At 69.0% G+C, this 17,262-nt stretch carries 17 protein-coding genes, 2 tRNA genes and 1 pseudogene; 14 read left to right on the forward strand and 6 right to left on the reverse strand.

All coding sequences use genetic code 11. From position 1 onward, the window contains the following. Nucleotides 1-186 precede the first annotated feature (186 nt). From AC3EO4_RS09870 to AC3EO4_RS09920, 11 genes are all read left to right on the forward strand, one after another. Complete coding sequence (locus tag AC3EO4_RS09870; protein WP_379575022.1) at nt 187-1,479, forward strand: ABC transporter substrate-binding protein; 1,293 nt, start codon at nt 187-189, stop codon at nt 1,477-1,479. A 102-nt stretch (nt 1,480-1,581) separates the two neighbouring features. Continuing rightward, nucleotides 1,582-2,535: a carbohydrate ABC transporter permease gene (locus AC3EO4_RS09875; protein WP_379575021.1), complete on the forward strand. Its 954-nt coding sequence runs from the start codon at nt 1,582-1,584 to the stop codon at nt 2,533-2,535. Beyond that, complete coding sequence (locus tag AC3EO4_RS09880; protein WP_379575020.1) at nt 2,532-3,353, forward strand: carbohydrate ABC transporter permease; 822 nt, start codon at nt 2,532-2,534, stop codon at nt 3,351-3,353. The genes AC3EO4_RS09875 and AC3EO4_RS09880 overlap by 4 nt, the downstream gene beginning before the upstream one ends. Further along, nucleotides 3,350-4,675 (forward strand): GH1 family beta-glucosidase, encoded by a 1,326-nt coding sequence (locus AC3EO4_RS09885; RefSeq protein ID WP_379575019.1) that lies wholly within the window; start codon nt 3,350-3,352, stop codon nt 4,673-4,675. The genes AC3EO4_RS09880 and AC3EO4_RS09885 overlap by 4 nt, the downstream gene beginning before the upstream one ends. Nucleotides 4,676-4,808: 133 nt before the next feature. After that, nucleotides 4,809-5,810, forward strand: coding sequence for a LacI family DNA-binding transcriptional regulator (locus tag AC3EO4_RS09890; protein ID WP_379575018.1), 1,002 nt, complete (start codon nt 4,809-4,811; stop codon nt 5,808-5,810). 3 nt (nt 5,811-5,813) lie between these two features. Further along, a complete protein-coding gene (locus AC3EO4_RS09895; protein ID WP_379575016.1) occupies nt 5,814-6,812 on the forward strand; it encodes an aldo/keto reductase family protein in 999 nt (332 codons plus the stop codon). Nucleotides 6,813-6,940: 128 nt separating this feature from the next. Then, the gene (locus AC3EO4_RS09900) at nt 6,941-7,360 is read left to right on the forward strand and encodes an MmcQ/YjbR family DNA-binding protein (protein ID WP_379575015.1); all 420 of its coding nucleotides are present in this window, start codon (nt 6,941-6,943) and stop codon (nt 7,358-7,360) included. Nucleotides 7,361-7,619: 259 nt separating this feature from the next. Continuing rightward, nucleotides 7,620-7,692, forward strand: a tRNA-Asp gene (locus AC3EO4_RS09905). A gap of 11 nt (nt 7,693-7,703) precedes the next feature. Continuing rightward, a tRNA-Ala gene (locus tag AC3EO4_RS09910) sits at nt 7,704-7,777 on the forward strand. An 18-nt stretch (nt 7,778-7,795) separates the two neighbouring features. After that, a complete protein-coding gene (locus AC3EO4_RS09915; RefSeq protein WP_431894965.1) occupies nt 7,796-9,046 on the forward strand; it encodes an SDR family NAD(P)-dependent oxidoreductase in 1,251 nt (416 codons plus the stop codon). Further along, on the forward strand, nt 9,040-10,125 hold the full coding sequence (locus AC3EO4_RS09920; protein ID WP_431894967.1) for a leucine-rich repeat domain-containing protein: 1,086 nt from the start codon (nt 9,040-9,042) through the stop codon (nt 10,123-10,125). The genes AC3EO4_RS09915 and AC3EO4_RS09920 overlap by 7 nt, the downstream gene beginning before the upstream one ends. 82 nt (nt 10,126-10,207) lie before the next feature. Here AC3EO4_RS09920 and AC3EO4_RS09925 read toward each other — a convergent pair whose 3' ends face one another. The 5 genes and pseudogenes from AC3EO4_RS09925 to AC3EO4_RS09945 all read right to left on the reverse strand — a co-directional run bounded on the left by AC3EO4_RS09925 (nt 10,208) and on the right by AC3EO4_RS09945 (nt 14,960). After that, on the reverse strand, nt 10,208-11,410 hold the full coding sequence (locus AC3EO4_RS09925) for an alpha/beta hydrolase family protein (RefSeq protein ID WP_431894969.1): 1,203 nt from the start codon (nt 11,408-11,410) through the stop codon (nt 10,208-10,210). A 268-nt stretch (nt 11,411-11,678) separates the two neighbouring features. Then, nucleotides 11,679-13,079, reverse strand: coding sequence for an IS110 family RNA-guided transposase (locus AC3EO4_RS09930; protein ID WP_431894970.1), 1,401 nt, complete (start codon nt 13,077-13,079; stop codon nt 11,679-11,681). A gap of 221 nt (nt 13,080-13,300) precedes the next feature. Further along, nucleotides 13,301-13,375: pseudogene (locus tag AC3EO4_RS09935) on the reverse strand (ISAzo13-like element transposase-related protein); the annotation flags it as partial. Nucleotides 13,376-13,413: 38 nt separating this feature from the next. Next, nucleotides 13,414-14,229 (reverse strand): CPBP family glutamic-type intramembrane protease, encoded by an 816-nt coding sequence (locus AC3EO4_RS09940; protein ID WP_379580979.1) that lies wholly within the window; start codon nt 14,227-14,229, stop codon nt 13,414-13,416. Nucleotides 14,230-14,456: 227 nt separating this feature from the next. Beyond that, entirely contained in the window at nt 14,457-14,960 is a 504-nt protein-coding gene (locus AC3EO4_RS09945) for a winged helix-turn-helix transcriptional regulator (RefSeq protein ID WP_379580978.1), read from the reverse strand. 74 nt (nt 14,961-15,034) lie between these two features. Here AC3EO4_RS09945 and AC3EO4_RS09950 point away from each other — a divergent pair, with 74 nt between their 5' ends. The 3 genes from AC3EO4_RS09950 to AC3EO4_RS09960 all read left to right on the forward strand — a co-directional run bounded on the left by AC3EO4_RS09950 (nt 15,035) and on the right by AC3EO4_RS09960 (nt 16,700). After that, a complete protein-coding gene (locus tag AC3EO4_RS09950) occupies nt 15,035-15,631 on the forward strand; it encodes a dihydrofolate reductase family protein (protein WP_431894973.1) in 597 nt (198 codons plus the stop codon). Beyond that, nucleotides 15,625-16,434 (forward strand): MBL fold metallo-hydrolase, encoded by an 810-nt coding sequence (locus AC3EO4_RS09955; RefSeq protein WP_431894975.1) that lies wholly within the window; start codon nt 15,625-15,627, stop codon nt 16,432-16,434. Before AC3EO4_RS09950 ends, AC3EO4_RS09955 begins: the two co-directional genes overlap by 7 nt. Nucleotides 16,435-16,562: 128 nt before the next feature. Next, nucleotides 16,563-16,700 carry a hypothetical protein gene (locus AC3EO4_RS09960; RefSeq protein WP_379580975.1) on the forward strand — a complete coding sequence of 46 codons (138 nt, stop codon included), beginning with the start codon at nt 16,563-16,565 and terminating at the stop codon, nt 16,698-16,700. Here the strand turns inward: AC3EO4_RS09960 and AC3EO4_RS09965 are convergent. Further along, on the reverse strand, nt 16,678-17,262 hold the full coding sequence (locus AC3EO4_RS09965) for a hypothetical protein (RefSeq protein WP_379580974.1): 585 nt from the start codon (nt 17,260-17,262) through the stop codon (nt 16,678-16,680). The genes AC3EO4_RS09960 and AC3EO4_RS09965 overlap by 23 nt on opposite strands.

Below are 17,262 nucleotides of genomic sequence, written 5' to 3' on the forward strand. Positions count from 1 at the left end.
CGATCATTACTGACTGGCACGGTCAGGGTCAAGACACGCGGTAACTGAAAATTTTCTGTGAAGGAGGCCCTTTTGCTCGGCTGGATCATGCTCTACCGTCATGGGAGCGCTCCCAATAGGACGAAACACCGGTACCGGCGGCGTCAACACAGGTCAGGTGCTTTCTTCTAGAGAGGTTCCCCCCACATGACGACTCAGGTTCGCCGTGGCCTCTTCGCAGCGGTCGCCCTCGCAGGCCTTGTCGCCACGGCCGCCTGCGGCGGCTCCTCCACAGGCGAGGCCCCCCGAGCGGGCGAGAAGATCGAGCTGGTCGTCAAGACCTTCAGCAAGTTCGGCTACGGCGAGCTGTACAAGAAGTACGAGGCCGCGCACCCGAACGTCACGATCAAGGAGGAGAACATCGCGCAGCTCGGCGACTACCTGCCGAAGCTGCAGCAATGGATGGCCACGGGCAGCGGCGCGGGAGACGTCGTGGCACTGGAGGAGGGCATCCTCGTCCAGTTCATGGCGAAGCCCGGCAACTTCGTCAACCTCCTCGACCACGGGGCCGCCTCCCTGCGGGACAAGTTCCTGGAGTGGAAGTGGAAGCAGGCGCTCACCCCCGACGGCAAGGCGCTGATCGGCCTCGGCACCGACGTCGGCGCCCAGGGCATGTGCTACCGGCGCGACCTGTTCGAGAAGGCGGGGCTGCCCACCGACCGCGAGGAGGTCGGCAAGCTGTGGCCCACCTGGGAGGCCTACGCCGAGACCGGCAAGAAGTTCGTGGCGGCCACCAAGGACGCCAGGTTCTTCGACTCGGCGGGCAACATCTTCCAGAACATCCTCATGCAGCAGGGCGACCACACCTACTTCGACACCGCCGACAAGCTCGTCATCGACACCAATCCGGGCGTGAAGGCCGCGTGGGACACCACCACGGCCATGGTCGGCGCCGACCTGTCGGCCAAGCTCCAGATGTGGGGCCCGCAGTGGAACGCCGGCTTCAAGACGGGCTCGTTCGCGACCATCGCCTGCCCGTCGTGGATGCTCGGCCTGATCAAGGACCAGGCGGGGGCCGGGCTGGCCGGTCAGTGGGACGTGGCCCGCGTGCCAGGCTCGGGCGCGGTGCGCGGCGGCTCGTTCCTCGCGGTGCCCAAGCAGAGCAAGCACCCGAAGGAGGCCGCCGAGCTGGTCACGTTCCTGACCAGTCCCGAGGGGCAGCTGGCGGCGTTCAAGGCCGAGAGCAACTTCCCCTCCTCGCCGCAGGCCATCGACGACCCCGCGGTGCAGTCCTTCACCAACGCCTACTTCAACGGCGCCCCGGTCGGCAAGATCTTCGGCGAGTCGGCCAAGACGCTGAAGCCGGTCTACCTCGGGCCTGACAACCAGGCCGTCGGCGACCGGGTCGGCGAGGCGCTGCTCGCTCTTGAGCAGGGCAAGCTCGACGCGGGAGCCGCCTGGACCCAGGCGATCGAATCCGCCAAGCGCACCGCCAAGTAGCCGCGTCGCGACAAGCGGCATCGTCGAGTCGCCGTACGGCGGGGCGGGCGACCACGCCGGCTTCGCCGTAGGCAGCGAGTAAGGAATCGTGAGTATCGAGCCGTGAGTATCGAGTTGGGTGTGCGCTCCAGGGGCGGGCACGCGAAGAAGGTGGCGACCTCGAGTCTGCGGTCGCGGCTGGACAAGAGCGTGGCACCCTATGTCTACATCGCGCCGTTCTTCATGCTGTTCGCGGTCTTCGGGCTGTTCCCACTGGGATACACCGCCTGGGTGTCGTTGCACGACTGGCAGCTGGCAGGCGACAGCACATTCGTCGGGCTGGACAACTTCGCCGCGCTGTTCGCCGACCCGGACTTCTGGAACGCGGTGGCCAACACCGTGGGCATGTTCGTGGTGGCCGGCGTGCCGCAACTGCTCATCGCGCTGGTCCTGGCCAGCCTGCTCAACAGGCCGCTGCGCGGGCTGACGTTCCTGCGGATGGGCGTGCTGGCGCCGATGATCACCTCGATCGCCGCGGTGGCCATCGTGTTCTCGCAGCTGTTCTCGCGAGACGCGGGCCTGGCCAACTGGGCGATCGGCCTGTTCGGCGTGGAGCCGATCGACTGGCAGGCCGACAAGTGGTCGTCGTGGACGGCGATCGCGGTGATGGTCGACTGGCGGTGGACCGGCTACAACGCGCTGATCTACCTGGCGGCCATGCAGTCGATCCCGCGCGACGTCTACGAGGCCGCCGAGCTCGACGGGGCCTCGAAGGCCAGGCAGTTCTGGCGGATCACGATCCCGATGATCAAACCCGCGGTGGTCTTCACCGTGATCATGTCGACGATCGGCGGCATGCAGCTGTTCACCGAGCCGCTGCTGTTCGGCCAGGGCGAGCTGTCGGGCGGCAGCCTGCGGCAGTTCCAGACGGTCGCCATGTACATGTTCCAGCAGGCCTTCGAGGAGTTCGACTACGGGTACGGCTCCGCCGTCGCGTGGATGATCTTCATTCTGATCGTGCTGGTCGCGCTGGTGAACTTCCTGCTCTCGCGCAGGATGAGCGGAGTCGACAAGTGATCAAACAGAACCGGCTGGTGTACCTGACGCTGCTCGCCGCCATCGTGATCTCGGTGTTCCCGCTCTACTGGATGTTCGTGATCGCGACCAGGACCAACGACGTGGTCGGGCAGTATCCGCCGCCGATGACGCCGGGCGGCGAGCTGGGCGCGAACATCACCCGGCTGTTCGAGGCCGAGCAGGCGAACTTCGCGCTGGGCATGCTCAACTCGGCCGTCGCCTCCGTCGCCGTGACGGTCTCGACCGTGTTCTTCTGCTCCCTGGCCGGGTTCGCCTTCGCCAAGCTGAGGTTCCGCGGGCGGAACGCGCTGCTCGTCGTCGTCCTCGGCACGATGATGATCCCCGTCCAGATGGGGATCATCCCGCTCTACATGGTGATGGTGAAGCTGGGCTGGCAGAACACGCTGCAGGCGGTGGTCGTGCCGTTCCTGGTGTCGGCGTTCGGGGTGTTCCTGATGCGCCAGTACACGCTCAGGGCGGTCCCCGACGAGCTCATCGAGGCGGCCATCGTCGACGGCAGCACGAGCTTTCGCATCTACTGGAGCGTGGTGCTGCCCGCGCTCCGGCCCGGCGCCGCCGTCCTGGCGCTGTTCACGTTCATGGGGACCTGGAACGAGTTCATCTGGCCGCGGGCCGTCCTGGAGGCGGACAATCCCACCGTCCAGTTCTCGCTCAGCCAGCTCGCCACGGAGTACTACACCGACTACACGCTCATGTTCGCGGGGACGCTGGTGGCGACGCTGCCGCTGCTCGCCGTGTTCGTCGTGTTCGGCCGCCAGATCATCGGCGGCATCATGGAAGGGGCCGTCAAGGCATGAGTTTTCTGTGGGGCGCCGCGACGTCCAGCTATCAGATCGAGGGCGCGTTCGCGGATGACGGCAGGGGGCCGTCCATCTGGGACACCTTCAGCCGCACCCCCGGCAAGGTGAGGAACGCCGAGAACGGCGACGTGGCCTGCGACCACTACCATCGCTACCTCGACGACGTGCAGCTGATGTCGGGGCTGGGCCTGCGGGCCTACCGGTTCTCCGTCGCGTGGCCGCGGATCGTGCCCGAGCGCGGAGCGGTCAACCAGAAGGGGCTGGACTTCTACCGGCGCCTGGTCGACGCGTTGCTGGAACGCGACATCGTGCCGTGGCCGACGCTCTATCACTGGGATCTGCCGCAGTACCTGGAGGACGCGGGCGGATGGCCGCGGCGCGACACCGCCTACCTGTTCGCGGAGTACGCCTCGATCGTGCACGCCGCGCTGGGCGACCGGGTGAGCAACTGGACGACGCTGAACGAGCCGTGGTGTTCGAGCCTGCTCGGATACGCCAACGGCGAGCACGCGCCAGGACGCAAGGAGCCGTCCGAGGCGGTCAAGGCCGTCCACCACCTGCTGCTCGGGCACGGCCTGGCCGTATCCGAGCTGACCGGCGACGTCGGCATCACGCTGAACATGTCGCACGTGACACCCGCCACCGCCTCGCCCGCGGACCTGGACGCTGCCCGGCGCATCGACGGCATCCAGAACCGGCTGTTCATCGACCCGATCCTGCTCGGCTCCTACCCTGCCGACATGGTCGCGGGCCTGGCCCACCTGAGCGACTTCGGCCACGTCCGCGACGGGGACCTGGAGACCGTCTCCACGAAGATCGACATGCTGGGGATCAACTACTACTCCCCCGCCCTCGTCGCCGCCGGCGAGCCCGCCGCCCCGGGCAGCACGCCGTGGATCGGCGCCGAGTCGGCCCGCTGGGTCGACGGCGGGCGCCCCCGCACCTCGATGGGGTGGGAGATCGACGAGAACGGGCTCCTCGAGCTGCTGCAGCGCGTTCACAAGGACTATCCGGCGATCGACCTGTACATCACCGAGAACGGGGCCGCGTTCGCCGACGAGGTCCGCGAGGACGGGGCGGTCCACGACCTCAGGCGCATCGACTACCTGGAGCGGCACATCACCGCCTGCGCGGAGGCGGTGAACAGGGGCGTGCCGGTCAAGGGGTACTTCGCGTGGTCGCTGCTGGACAACTTCGAGTGGGCCCACGGGTACGGCCAGCGGTTCGGGATCGTGCACGTGGACTTCGAGACGCAGAAGCGCACCCCCAAGGACTCGGCGCTGTGGTACGCGGCCCGCATCCGCAAGGGCGGCCTGTAGTGCCCGTCGTCCCGCTCCGTCCGGCTGCCCGTCCTGACACCACCCTCCCTGCCACCACCCTCCCTGCCGCCATCCGCCCTGCCGCCGCCCGCCCTGCCACCACCCACCCCGTGGCGGCGCGGAGGGTCGCGGCGTGAGCGCGCCCAGGAAACGGGTGACGCTGGACGAGGTCGCGGCCCACGCGGGCGTGGGCAGGGGCACCGTCTCCCGGGTGATCAACGGGGCGGACAACGTCAGCCCCGAGACCAAGGAGCTGGTCGAGCGGGCCATCGCCGAGCTCAACTACGTGCCCAACCACGCCGCCAGGTCGCTGGCCGCCAGCCGTACCGACAGCATCGCCCTGGTGATCGCCGAGCCCGAGGCGAGGCTGTTCTCCGACCCGTTCTTCGCCGGAATCATCCGCGGCATCACCTCCGAGCTGACCGCCACCGGCAGGCAGCTGCTGCTCACCATGGCCGGTACACCGGAGGAGCGGGCCAACCTGGAAGGCTACCTGTCGGGCGGGCACGTCGACGGGGTGCTGCTGCTGTCCCAGCACCGCGACGACCCACTGCCCGGGTTCCTCGTCGACACCGGCGTGCCCACCGTGCAGGGCGGCAGGTCGATAGGGCCGCAGACGGTGCCGCAGGTCGTGGACGTCGACAACCACAGCGGTGCGCACATGGCCGTCAACCACCTCGTGGAGCGCGGCCGCCGCAGGATCGCGACGATCTCCGGGCCGATCGACATGATCGCCGGGGTGCACCGCCTGGGCGGCTACCGGGAGGCGCTGATGCTGGCCGGGCTGCCCGAGTTCATCACCCACGGCGACTTCACCGAGCTCAGCGGCGCCCGGGCGATGAAGGAGCTGCTGCGGCACGACGTGGACGCGGTGTTCGCGGCCTCCGACCTGATGGCGGTGGGAGCGCTGCGCGTCCTGGCCGAGGCGGGCCGCCGGGTGCCGCAGGACGTCGCGGTCGTCGGATTCGACGACTCCAGCCACGCGCAGTTCACCGGGCTCAGCTCGGTCCACCAGCCCATCGAGGACATGGGCAAGGAGATGGTCAGGCTGCTGACCTCCCTCATCTCCGGCGAACGGCCCTCCAGGGCCGCGCTCGTCCTCACCCCTCATCTGGTCATTCGTGAATCGAGTTGAAGCATGCACTTCCGTCATCTCGGCCGCAGCGGCCTCATGGTCAGCGAGATCGCCTACGGCAACTGGATCACCCACGGGTCGCAGATCGACGAGGACAGGGCCAAGGCCTGCGTCCGCGCCGCGCTGGACATGGGCATCACCACCTTCGACACCGCCGACGCCTACGCCGAGGGCAGCGCCGAGGAGGTGCTCGGCCGCGCGCTGAAGTCCGAACGCCGCGACGAGGTCGAGATCCTCACCAAGGTCTACTGGCCCACGGGCGACGGCGTGAACAACCGAGGGCTCAACCGCAAACACATCATGCGCTCCGCCGAGGGCTCGCTGCGCCGGCTCGGCACCGACTACATCGACCTGTACCAGGCGCACCGGTACGACCACAGCACCCCTCTCGAGGAGACGCTGCGCGCCTTCGACGACCTGGTACGGCAGGGCAAGGTGCTCTACGTCGGCGTGTCCGAGTGGACGGCCGAGCAGATCGCCGACGCCCTGCGCATCGCCGCTGACCTCGGCCTCGACCGCATCGTGTCGAACCAGCCGCAGTACAACATGCTCCGCAGGGTGATCGAGCCGGAGATCGTCCCGCTGTGCGAGAAGGAGGGCGTCGGCCAGGTCGTCTTCCAGCCGATGGCGATGGGCGTGCTGACCGGCAAGTACGTGCCCGGCGCCGCCGTACCCGCGGGGACCAGGGCCACCGACCCGGTGGGCGGCCAGTTCGTCACCCGGCTGCTCACCGACGAGGTGCTGACCCGCGTCCAGAACCTCAAGCCGGTCGCCGCCGACCACGGCCTCACCCTCGCCCAGCTGTCGGTGGCCTGGACCCTGGCCAACCCCAACGTCTGCTCCGCCGTCGTCGGCGCCTCCAAACCCGAGCAGATCACCGACTCGGCGCGGGCCGCAGGAGTGAAGCTGGACGCCGACACCCTCAAGGCCATCGACGACGTCCTGGGCGACATCGTCGAACGCGACCTGGACGGTCCCCTCAGCCCCGCCACCCGCCCCTGACTCCCCCAGCCGCCCGCCCCCTGACCTTCGGCCCCTGACACGGCCCGGGCGCGCCCGCGCGCCTGCCATCCGATGATCAACGGACGGAATCGGCCACGGCCGGGGGCGCGGGCCGTAGGCTGTCGGCCATGGCCGGTAGGTGGACGGACACGGACGTCGAACGGGTGCGCGAGCGACTGGCCGAACTGGTCGCCCCGCTCCCAGGGGTGGTCGCCGAGGACTCCTTCGGACACATCTCCTTCGTGCTGGAGCGCAAGCGCCTCGCGTGGCTGTTCATCGACCACCACGGCGACGGCAGGCTCGCGCTGTGCGTGAAGGCGCCCCGCGGGGAGCTGGAGACGCTGACGGCCGCCGATCCCGACCGGTACTTCCGCCCGGCCTACGTGGACGGATGGGTCGGCGTCGAACTCCACGAGGTCCCACCCGACTGGACGGAGGTCGGCGCCCTCCTCGAACAGGCCTGGCGCATGCTGGCGGGCGAACGCGCCGTCGCCGCCTACGACGCCGCCCTGCCGAACCGCGCGTCGACGGCCGGCGAAGACCGCTGACTGCTCCCGGCCACCGCACCGGCGACATGCCGGCCGCACGGGACAGCCCGAATCCGGAAGACCGACGATGATCAGAAAATGGACGGCGTCTCCATTCCTTGGAGATCGACAAGCCTGTTCGCTTCGAGCTCCGCACCAGCGCATTCCACGGCCTCGCCCATCCATTCCTGGCGGGCGAGCCGGACAGGCCCCGCGCCCTCACCATGGGTGCCCTCGCCGTATCGGCGGATTGATCGACAACCGGTAGATTGCACCGGTGGGATCCATAGCGCAGTGGTCGTCGCGCCGCCCTGTCACGGCGGAGGACGCCGGTTCGAATCCGGCTGGATCCCACGCCTCGCAGGGGCCCGTAGCGCAGTCGGCCGTCGCGCCTCCACTGCATGGAGGAGGACGCTGGTTCGAATCCAGCCGGGCCCCACTCGCAGGAGGAGAGAAGTGGACGTCTCAGCCGTGTTGCGGCAGCTCGGACAGGCGCGTGAGCTTCCGCTCGACGATCCCGACCGCCTCCTGCTGGAACACGCGGCTCTGGCACTGGTGCGTGACGGTCAGCGGCGCCGCCGCCGGAGACGTGAACGGGCCACAGCACAGGCTGACGCGGAGGTCCTGGCGACGACCGCCATGGGGTCACCCAGCCGAGTCGTCGACGCGCCCGTCGAGGCGACGGCGTCCACGGGTCACCTGAGGAGAACGCGCACGTGCTACATCTGCAAGACGGGGTACACCCGGCTGGACGGCCTCTACCATCTGCTGTGTCCTGCGTGCGCGTCGTCCAACGCCGCCCGCCGTACGGCTCGCACCGACCTGACAGGCCGGCGCGCCCTCATCACGGGCGGACGCGTGAAGGTCGGCCACCACCTCGCGCTGAAGATGCTCCACGACGGCGCCCACGTCACCATCACCACCCGCTTCCCCAACGACGCCGCCCGTCGTTTCGCCGCGGCCGGTGACTGGACAGGCCGCCTGCAGATCATCGGCCTCGACCTGCGCGACCCTCGACAGGTCATCGCGTTGACCGATCGGCTGCGGGAATCCGGTGACGCGCTGGACATCCTGGTCAACAACGCCGCCCAGACCATCCGCCGCCCCGCTTCGTCCTACAGCGCGCTGGTCGAAGGCGAGCGGCACGAGGTGCTGCCCGGCGTCGCCGTGGCCCCTGCCGCCGAAGCGGACGCGGGCCTGCCGGACGTGTCCGGGTTGCTTCCCGACCTTTCCCCCACCAACTCCTGGTCGGCCAGGATCGGTGCCGTCGACCCCTCGGAACTGCTGGAGGCGCAACTGGTCAACGCGGTCGCGCCGTTCCTGCTGATCGACCGGCTGCTTCCGCTCCTGATGGCCTCTCCCGCCGAGCGGCGCTACATCGTGAACGTCTCGGCGGTGGAGGGCCAGTTCGCGGTCGCCAACAAGACGGGCCGCCACCCCCACACCAACATGGCCAAGGCCGCCCTGAACATGGTGACCCGCACCAGCGCCGCGGACCTGGCACGACACGGTGTCCATCTCTGCAGCGTGGACACCGGCTGGATCACCGACGAGCAGCCCCTACCTGTGAGGGACCGGCTGGACCGCCGTACCCCACTGGACGTCGTCGACGGCGCTTCCCGCGTTTACGACCCGATCGTGAGCGGCGAGGCGGGTCGCCCTGTCCACGGGGTCCTCCTCAAGGACTACCAGGTGGCGCCATGGTGAACGACCTGCTCGCGTGGCTGCGCGGCGGCGAGCCGGTGACGCGCCGTACCGACTTCTCCGTCGGTACGGCGATGCCCGACGGGCGGCTGGACCTGTGCAAGCAGGCGCTCGGACCGCGCGGCGTGCGACTGGTCACCGACGCCATGCCGGTCGGCGGCCCCACGAGACACCTCCTGCTGGGCACCGACGAACTCGGCGACGAAGGGGCCGACACCGCGGCGGCCGGGGCCGTCGGCTCCGGCGCATCGACCCTGTACCTGGGCTGCAACACCATCACCACCGCAGGGGTCTGCCGGATCGCCGACCGTTTGATCGCCTCGCCCGGGATCGTGCGCGGGCTCTGGCTCAAGCGCAACCCCTTGGGCTCCGAAGGCGGGCGGAGCGTCGGCGACGCCGTATGGACGGGGCTGAGCACGATCGACCTGGTCCAGACGGGCCTGGACGCGGCCGGCCTGGCCGTTCTGGTGGACCGTCTGCTCGCCACCGGGCGCGCCGGGCGGTTGTTCGTCAGCGGCAACCGGCTCGGCCCTGAGGGCGCGTCGGAACTGGCCCGGCTGATCGCCTGCGACGGCGTCGAGGAGCTCTATGTCTCCGCGGCCGGACTGGGCGACTCAGGAGCCGGCATCCTGGTGCGCGCGCTGCGGCCGGGACGGTTGCGTCGCCTGTCGGCGGCCGGCAACGGTATCGGCCCGGCCGCGCTGGCCGAACTCGTCGCGGCTGCCGCCAAGGCCGGGATCGAGGCGCTCGATCTGGGCCAGGTCCCCGCGGCCCGGCACCTGGGAGCCGCCGACAACCGCCTGGATGACGCGGCCGCCGACCTGATCGCACAGGCCTTGTCCGGTGCTCCGCACCGGCTCGCCCTTCTGGACCTGCGCCACACCGGGATCACCAGCCGAGGCGCGCTCCGCCTTCTCGCCGGTGCCCGTCAGGCGGTTTCCACGACGAGGTACGTGCTCGGGGGAGGGTTCGCCTCGCGGGTGAAGCGCGACCTCAACGCCCTGGCGGCGGACGCGCCCGAACTCCGCCCCCACCCGGAGGTCGCCGCGATCCGCAGCGTTCACCGGACCAGCCGCGCTTGAGCGTCGTTCCTGCACTCGTCACGCGGTCCGGTCGGCCGGGCTCGGGCGCGTCCATTCGCTCGCGCGGGCCTGACGCGGCGGGTCAGCCCGGGAGCCGCTCGGCGAACCAGTCGAAGATGCGCTGGTCGGCCAGGCTGCGCGCCATCGGCTCGCAGTGCCCGTCGGCCCCCTCGGCCGCGGTGAAGGCCACCAGCTCTCTCGGCCCGGTCAGCGCGTCGAACAGGCGCCGTGACTGGCGGGGCCAGAACTGCTCACCCTCGGGGTCGGTGATCAGCAGCGGTGTCGTGATCCGCTCGGCGACCCCGGCCAGGGTGTACCCGCGCACCTCGGTGAACAGGTCGAACAGCGAGCCGATCCCGTACGGCTTGGCCCGCCAGGCCAGCTCCTGCCGCTCCTGCGGCGTCGCCTGGCTCATCTCCTCGGCCACCACCCGGTCGAACAGCTCGCGCTCACCGCCGTCCAGCAGCGCGAGGAGCTCGTCCGGCAGATTGCGCAGCCACGAGGTGGACACGTCGAAGACGCCGGGATCGGCCACCGCGGCGGCGAAACGGTGCTCGAAGGCCAGCGCCCTGGGCACCCAGTAGCCGGCCTGGCTGACGCCGATCAGCACGATCCCGCCGGCGTCGACCTCGGGGCGGGCGCACAGGAAGTCGACGACGGGGGTGAGCACCCGCTCCCAGTCGGGCCGGAACGGCACGCCGTGCAGGAAGAGCATCGACTGCTGGCCCGGCCCGTCGAACAGCAGGACGTTGTAGCCGCGCGCCAGCCCGCCCGCCGCCCCCAGCGACCACGCGGAGGTGATCGGCCCGTCGCTGCCGTTGTTGACGACCAGCGTCGGCCGCGGCGCGGGCTCGTTCGGAGGGACGAACAGGTAGCCGGGCAACACCGTCTCCTCGTAGGGGATCTCGACGGGCAGCGCGGGGGGATCGAGGCGGAAGGCGAACTCGTCGAAACAGGCCCGGTGCACGCGGAAGGTCGGCACCAGCCGCGACACGTCCTCGGTGCCGTCGATCACCGACAGGGCCGTCCCGTAGTAGGCGGCGGCCCGCAGGTAGGCCTGGCGCGCGCTGACCTGGTGGCCGCGGGCCGCGCTCGCCCCGGCCAGTGCGCGCACGCGCTCAGCCGTGCGTGTCCACTCGGTGAACCAGCTCTCGGCGTCGCCGTCGATGACGCGCGCCGTCGTCGACAGAATCTCCCCCACGTCGCCCGCGCCCGCCTGGACCTGGCCGAGCGCGAGCTGGATCTCGAAGTTGAACTTCTCGTCCTGCGCGAAACGGTAAGCCATGAAGGACCTCCCCCACCGGTCCGGAACCTGCCAGTGAGACGGGTATTCCCAGGTACGCGGTGCGCACCGAGCCAGTACGCGAGGTGATCCGCGAGACCCGTCCGAGGCGACATCGCGTGGCCGGGTGGCGCTCGGGGTGCCCATAGTCCTGGGAGATTCCGGTCGGATATCGCTCGATCTGACCGGAAAATGATCCACCTCAGCTGGGCGCGCGGCAGCGACCCCCAGCCGGTGATCATCGGTAAGGGGCGGGCGGGGGCGGTGTGGGTCAGGCGGCTGCGGCGAGGGTGACGGTGAAGCCGAGAGCTTCCAGCTGCCGGATGTGGTTGCGGACCTTCTTTCCTGTGTCGAGCCGGTTGCTGTGGTAGTCGGCTCCCAGCTCGCAGTAGGTGAGAGCGGGGTTGGCGAGCAGATGCCAGATGATGACCAGGATGGAGCGGGCGACGGCGACCAGCGCCTTGAGCTTGCCGCGGCGTTTGACGATTCTTCGGTAGCGTTCGCCGAGGAAGGTGTCGGTGCGGGCGGCCGTCGCGGCGGCCTGGCCGAGGACTCCCTTGAGGTAGGGGTTGCCCTTGCCGGCTTTGCCGGATCCGTTCTTACTGCCGGATTGGATGGTCCGGGGACACAGTTTGGCCCAGGAGACCAGGTGGTCGGCGGTGGGGAAGCGGCTCATGTCCAGCCCCACCTCTGCGATGATCACCTGGGCGGTCAGGGTACTGATTCCGGGAATGTCATCCAGCCGCTCCACCGCTGGGCGAGGGGTTCGGCTCGCCCCTGGGCGGTCGCATGCTGAGGTCGGGTGGCCGCCATCGCCGCTATCGGCGCCTGTGCCTTGATCGGGCGGGTCGCCGACCGGTGCGGTCGCAGCGGCGGGCATCGCGCTGATCAGTTGCTCGATCCTGGTGGTGAGCTTGTCGATCTGACCGGTGAGCGCGTCGATCTGGTCCAGCAGCAGCCGGGCCAACTCGGCGTGATGCTCATCGAATCGGCCGGTCAGCGCCTCGACCAGCAGGGCGTGTTTGGCTTTCAGCTTGCCGCGTGCCAGGCCGGCCAACCGCTGCGGACCGCGTTCCCCAGAGATCAACGCCTCGATCATGTCGCGACCCGAGGCGGTGTCCATCTTGCTGGTCACCGTGGACAGTTTGATCAGGGAGTCTTCCAGTAACTTCTCCAGCCGCGACCAGTAGCGGGTGCGCTCTTGAGTCAGGTCGATGCGCATGCGGGTGTAGTCCCGCAACGCCCGGACCGGTGCCGGCGGCACGAACGAGGGCCGCAGCATCCCCTTTTCCGTCAGCTTCGCCAGCCAGATGCTGTCCAGCCGGTCGGTCTTGGGGCGCCCGGGGGCGTTCTTCACCTCACGGGCGTTGACCAACTGCACCTCCAGACCGGCAGCCTCGAGCACGTAGAACCAGATCCGCCAGTAGTCCGACGTCGATTCGACGGTCACCTTCTCAACCCGCATGCCGACCAGCTCCTCACCCAACTGGCTGACCGCGTTGAACGTGGCCTCGACCTCCCACACCTTGCTGACCCGGCGTTCCGTCCCGGTGCCACTCGGCGTGCGCACGCACACCTTGCCCGAGTCCTTGGCCACATCGATCGCGCAGACCCGCTGATAGAGCTGTTCATGCTCTTGATCAGGGATCTCCTCCGGCTCCCGCTTGCCCAACCGTCTCCTCCATCACCTCGACAGGGGTGGGTGCCCGGGGGCCTCGGTCGGGAACCGAAATTCTGACCGGCGTGCTCGAAGCAACAGTGCGTGACCCTTCAGGTCGGGGCCCCGGCGCCAGACTTGTTCACGGGCTCGAGTCCCAAGATCGAACCGGCGTCGGCGGGCAACCCGGCCCCATTTTCACGCCTGCGCGGCGTCCCCTGGAAGGGTCAGGAGGACTTGTTCCACTTCGAGGTGGCGGGCGGCAGATGACAGACAGTGACGGTCAGGCCGGTCTCATCGGCGCATCCGGCCCTCGGCCTGCGGACGGCACCCCTGGTTTCGGGCGGTCTTACATCGAGTAGGCGCCGGAGGCGAGGGCGATGACGCCGACCACGGTCATCAGCAGCGCCGAGCCGGGGTGCATGGCGATCGAGATGCGGATGTCCTGCTTCTTCCAGGCGAGCCAGACGCCCGGGTAGAGGAAGACGAGCTTCGACAGGACCGTCCAAGGGGCCCAGAAGTGGTACACCGAGAAGAAGAAGGTGTTGAAGAACGGGGCCCACTTGCCGAGCTGCGGGAGGCGGGGCAGCAGGAAGCCGCGGAAGTAGTACTCCTCGAGCAGGGGCAGGGTGAAGCCGGTGAACGGTGCGCAGATGAGCAGCGTGGTGAGCACGAGGTCCTGCGAGTAGCCCTGGAGGTAGGCGGTGCCGTCGGGGCCGGCGCCCTGGTAGTCCACCCAGGTGAAGAACCAGTCGTAGACGATGTTGTCCAGCGGGGTCAGCGAGAGCGAGACCACGGTCATCCACACGAGGCACGCGGCCCCGAGCCAGAAGACCTTGCCGCGTGAGACCGGCTTGTCGCGGTAGTGGACGACGCCCTTCATCGTGAAGCGGCCGGTCTGCTTCTTGCCCAGCCACAGCAGGAATAGCTGGAGCGGGAAGAGCACAACCGCGAGAGCGATGGCCCACGCCAGGAAGATCGGGTAGTCGATCGCCCGGACCAGAGGGGCGGCGATGAACGCGTACACGGCGACGATGACCGCGCCGGGCACCAGGTGCAGTGCGATGGAGAACGGGACGGAGTGACGGTCGGCGAGGAGCTTCGCGACGAAGCCTTTCGGCTGGTCGCCCTGGGTGTCGGCCGGGGGGCGCATTTCTGTGTCCATGCCGAGAATGGTGGCCCCGCGACCTGACACGGACCTGATATCGCTCTGACACGGCTTCGAGTCGACGTGAAAGGCGCAGGTCACACGCGCGCCCGTCGGGTGACAGCAGCCGGGTCCAGCTCGTCGCCTTCACGGAAGCGGCCGCTGCCACCGCTCGGGCGCCACGGGGCCCTGCCGCGGCCGGCGGGGATGCGCGACGGGCAAGAAGGTGGGGTGGAGCCGTTCCGTCACCGTTGATCGACGTGTTCTTGCTCGGCGGCCGCGGCGTAGGCGGCCTCGAGACGCTCGAACGGGCCTGGACCGCTGTGCGGCTTCGGCGGGGCGCCGAGGTGGCGGACGCGAAGCTCGTCCATGAGCTCCTCGATGAACGCCGGACCCTCATCGCGCATGAGCTGCTGTCGGCTCCGGAGCTCGTCGCTGCCCGGGCGCCAGTCGAGGCCCCAGTTGCCGAGGGCGTAGATGATCGGAAGAGTCTGGATGCCGGCTTCAGTGAGGCTGTAGCGAGCGCGCTGCCCCCGCGCGGCGGTGCCGCGGGTGAGGATCCCTGCGTTGACGAGCCGCACGAGGCGGTCGGCGAGGATGTTCGAAGCGATGCCCTCGATCGACCCGGTGAGCAGCGCCCGAAAGTAGCGGCGGTCGCCGAAGATGACGTCGCGCAGCACGAGCAACGACCAGCGATCTCCGAGCACCTCGACGGTGGCGTTGATCGGACACCCGGACCGTGGTTCCACGATGCCTCCTTGACAGGTATTTCACCCTACGTATAGTAGTTGCAGAATGCAATCACTCTTGGAAAGAAGAGCTGATGGGCCGCTTCGTCTATTCGATGCAGGTGTCCCTCGACCTGCGGATCGAGCAAGTTCCTGGGGACAACGGTGCCGGCGAGTGGCTGCGCATCGACGAGGAACTGCACCGCGAGTGCAACGCGCTGACGCAGGAGCTCGCGCTCATGGTCCAGGGCCGGGTCTACTACGAGGTCATGGAGGAGTACTGGCCACGAGCGCCCGAGGACGCGTCGCTGCCGGACTACATGCGTGAGTACGGCGAGATCTGGACCGCCAAGCCCAAGGTACTTGTCTCCCGCACCCGCCGCAGCGCCGATCACAACACCCGGATCATCGGCGGAGACGACGCGATCGAGCAACTCGCCGCCCTGCGGGCCGGGACCGAAGGCAGCATCAGTGTGGGCGGCGCGGCACTCGCGACGCAGCTGCTCCGGGCGGGGCTTCTCGACGAGCTGCTGCTCTTCACCCATCCCGAGATCCTCGGCTTCGGCAGGCCGCTGTTCGACGACTACGACGTGCCGATCGAGCTCGACCTGCTCGAGCAGCGATCGTTCAAGCAGGGCGTCACGATGCATCGCTACGCCCTCCGGGACGCAAGGGAGGCGAGCCCGTGCTGAGGCAGGTCGCAGAGGGTGTGCTGGTCCACGAGAGCGAGTTCGTGCAGAGCAACGCCGTTGTGGTGCGGGGCCGGGCCGGCGTGTTGCTCATCGACCCCGGCGTGACCGGCTCTGAGATCGACTGCCTCGCGAACGACCTTCGCGAGTTGGGTCAGCCCGTTGTGGCAGGGTTCTCCACGCATCCGGATTGGGACCACCTGCTCTGGCACGCCCGGCTCGGCGAGGCGCCCCGTTACGGCACGGCGCGCTGCGCGGCCACTGTCCGAGATCGGCTGTCGGACGCAGATGCGAAGGCCCGCATCGCCGACCACCTGCTCGAGACGGAAATCGCCGGGCAGGTACCGCTGGACCTACTCGGCCTCATTACCGGCCTGCCCGCCGAAACCGCGCAGATTCCTTGGGATGGCCCTCAAGTCCGGATCATCGAGCATCAGGCGCATGCCCCGGGCCACGCGGCGCTGTTGATCGAGGAACGTGGGGTTCTCGTCGTCGGCGACATGCTTTCCGATGTCCTGATTCCGATGCTCGACCTGAACGACACCGCGGACCCGATCGAGGACTACCTCACCGCGCTGCGGCTGCTCGAGGGCGTGGCGAGCGACGTCGACGTCGTCGTCCCCGGCCACGGTTCCGTCGGCGGATCCGACCAGGTACAGGCACGGATCGACCAGGATCGGGCGTACGTACTCGCGTTGCGGAACGGCCAGGTCCCCGCCGACCCACGGGTCGGCCCATCGGCCAAGCCCGGCTGGGAGTGGGTGAGCGACGTGCACGAAGGGCAACTCCAGCGCCTCGCCCAATGAAGCGAGCGCGACGGGGCGCCCCGTCAGCGATCGGTGTGCGACACAGCCGGTGCGCGGAGGTCGCCGGTCGAGATCTGGGGCGGCCTTGCCGAGGGCTCCTTGGCAGACCGCCGCGGGTGGCGGCGGTCGTGGACGGAGTCGAGTACGACCCGGCGGACATCACACGCTTCGACGGCCAGATGCCGACCTTCGTCGCCGACGGCTCGCCCGAACGGATCCTGGCCGACGCCGACGAACGGCCGTCTACCGCTGGGAAGCGCGAGTGAAGCGGAGGTCGGCAGCCGTGGTGATCTTGCGGTAGGTGCGCTTGTCGACGAATCGCATGCTGTCACCCGAGCAGGTGAACGCCGCGTTCTTGACCAGCGGCGTGTCATAGAACCCGTCCTCCAACCCCGACAGCAGAGGCACGGGGTCGCCCACCGGCTGCGTGGAGGGGATGAAGTTCCCCGTCTCACCGGCGTTGCCGGAGGCACCCTTGGCGATCATGGCCACCCTGCCCTTGGTGTCGCCGACCACCTTGGCACGCATCGTGAGCACTCCGGAGTACTGATGCCAGCCCCGCAGATCCTCCACGCCACCGGTCCGGGTGAAGGAGGTCTTCTTCGAGCCGGTGAAGGTGTACTTCACGCTGGTCGCGGAGAGCACCATCTTGATCAGCGGCTTGCCTTTGTGCACGGTCGTCTCGACCCCGCCCTCGGGCAGCGTTTCCCTGTCCACGACCTTCATCGCCGTCAGCGTCCACGTCCCGGCGTAGCAGGCGGTCGCGGCCGCTGCGGGAGCGGCCGTCAGCGACCCGGCGAACAAGGCGGCACACATCACGATCTTCAT

The organism is Nonomuraea sp. bgisy101, assembly GCF_057708945.1.

Bases quoted from the DNA above. Each gene is read 5' to 3' on its own strand.
- AC3EO4_RS09920 (WP_431894967.1), top strand. From the start codon at position 9,040: ATGGTGAACGACCTGCTCGCGTGGCTGCGCGGCGGCGAGCCGGTGACG.
- AC3EO4_RS09895 (WP_379575016.1), top strand. From the start codon at position 5,814: ATGCACTTCCGTCATCTCGGCCGCAGCGGCCTCATGGTCAGCGAGATC.
- AC3EO4_RS09870 (WP_379575022.1), top strand. From the start codon at position 187: ATGACGACTCAGGTTCGCCGTGGCCTCTTCGCAGCGGTCGCCCTCGCA.
- AC3EO4_RS09885 (WP_379575019.1), top strand. From the start codon at position 3,350: ATGAGTTTTCTGTGGGGCGCCGCGACGTCCAGCTATCAGATCGAGGGC.
- AC3EO4_RS09900 (WP_379575015.1), top strand. From the start codon at position 6,941: ATGGCCGGTAGGTGGACGGACACGGACGTCGAACGGGTGCGCGAGCGA.
- AC3EO4_RS09965 (WP_379580974.1), bottom strand. From the start codon at position 17,262: ATGAAGATCGTGATGTGTGCCGCCTTGTTCGCCGGGTCGCTGACGGCC.
- AC3EO4_RS09925 (WP_431894969.1), bottom strand. From the start codon at position 11,410: ATGGCTTACCGTTTCGCGCAGGACGAGAAGTTCAACTTCGAGATCCAG.
- AC3EO4_RS09950 (WP_431894973.1), top strand. From the start codon at position 15,035: ATGGGCCGCTTCGTCTATTCGATGCAGGTGTCCCTCGACCTGCGGATC.
- AC3EO4_RS09940 (WP_379580979.1), bottom strand. From the start codon at position 14,229: ATGGACACAGAAATGCGCCCCCCGGCCGACACCCAGGGCGACCAGCCG.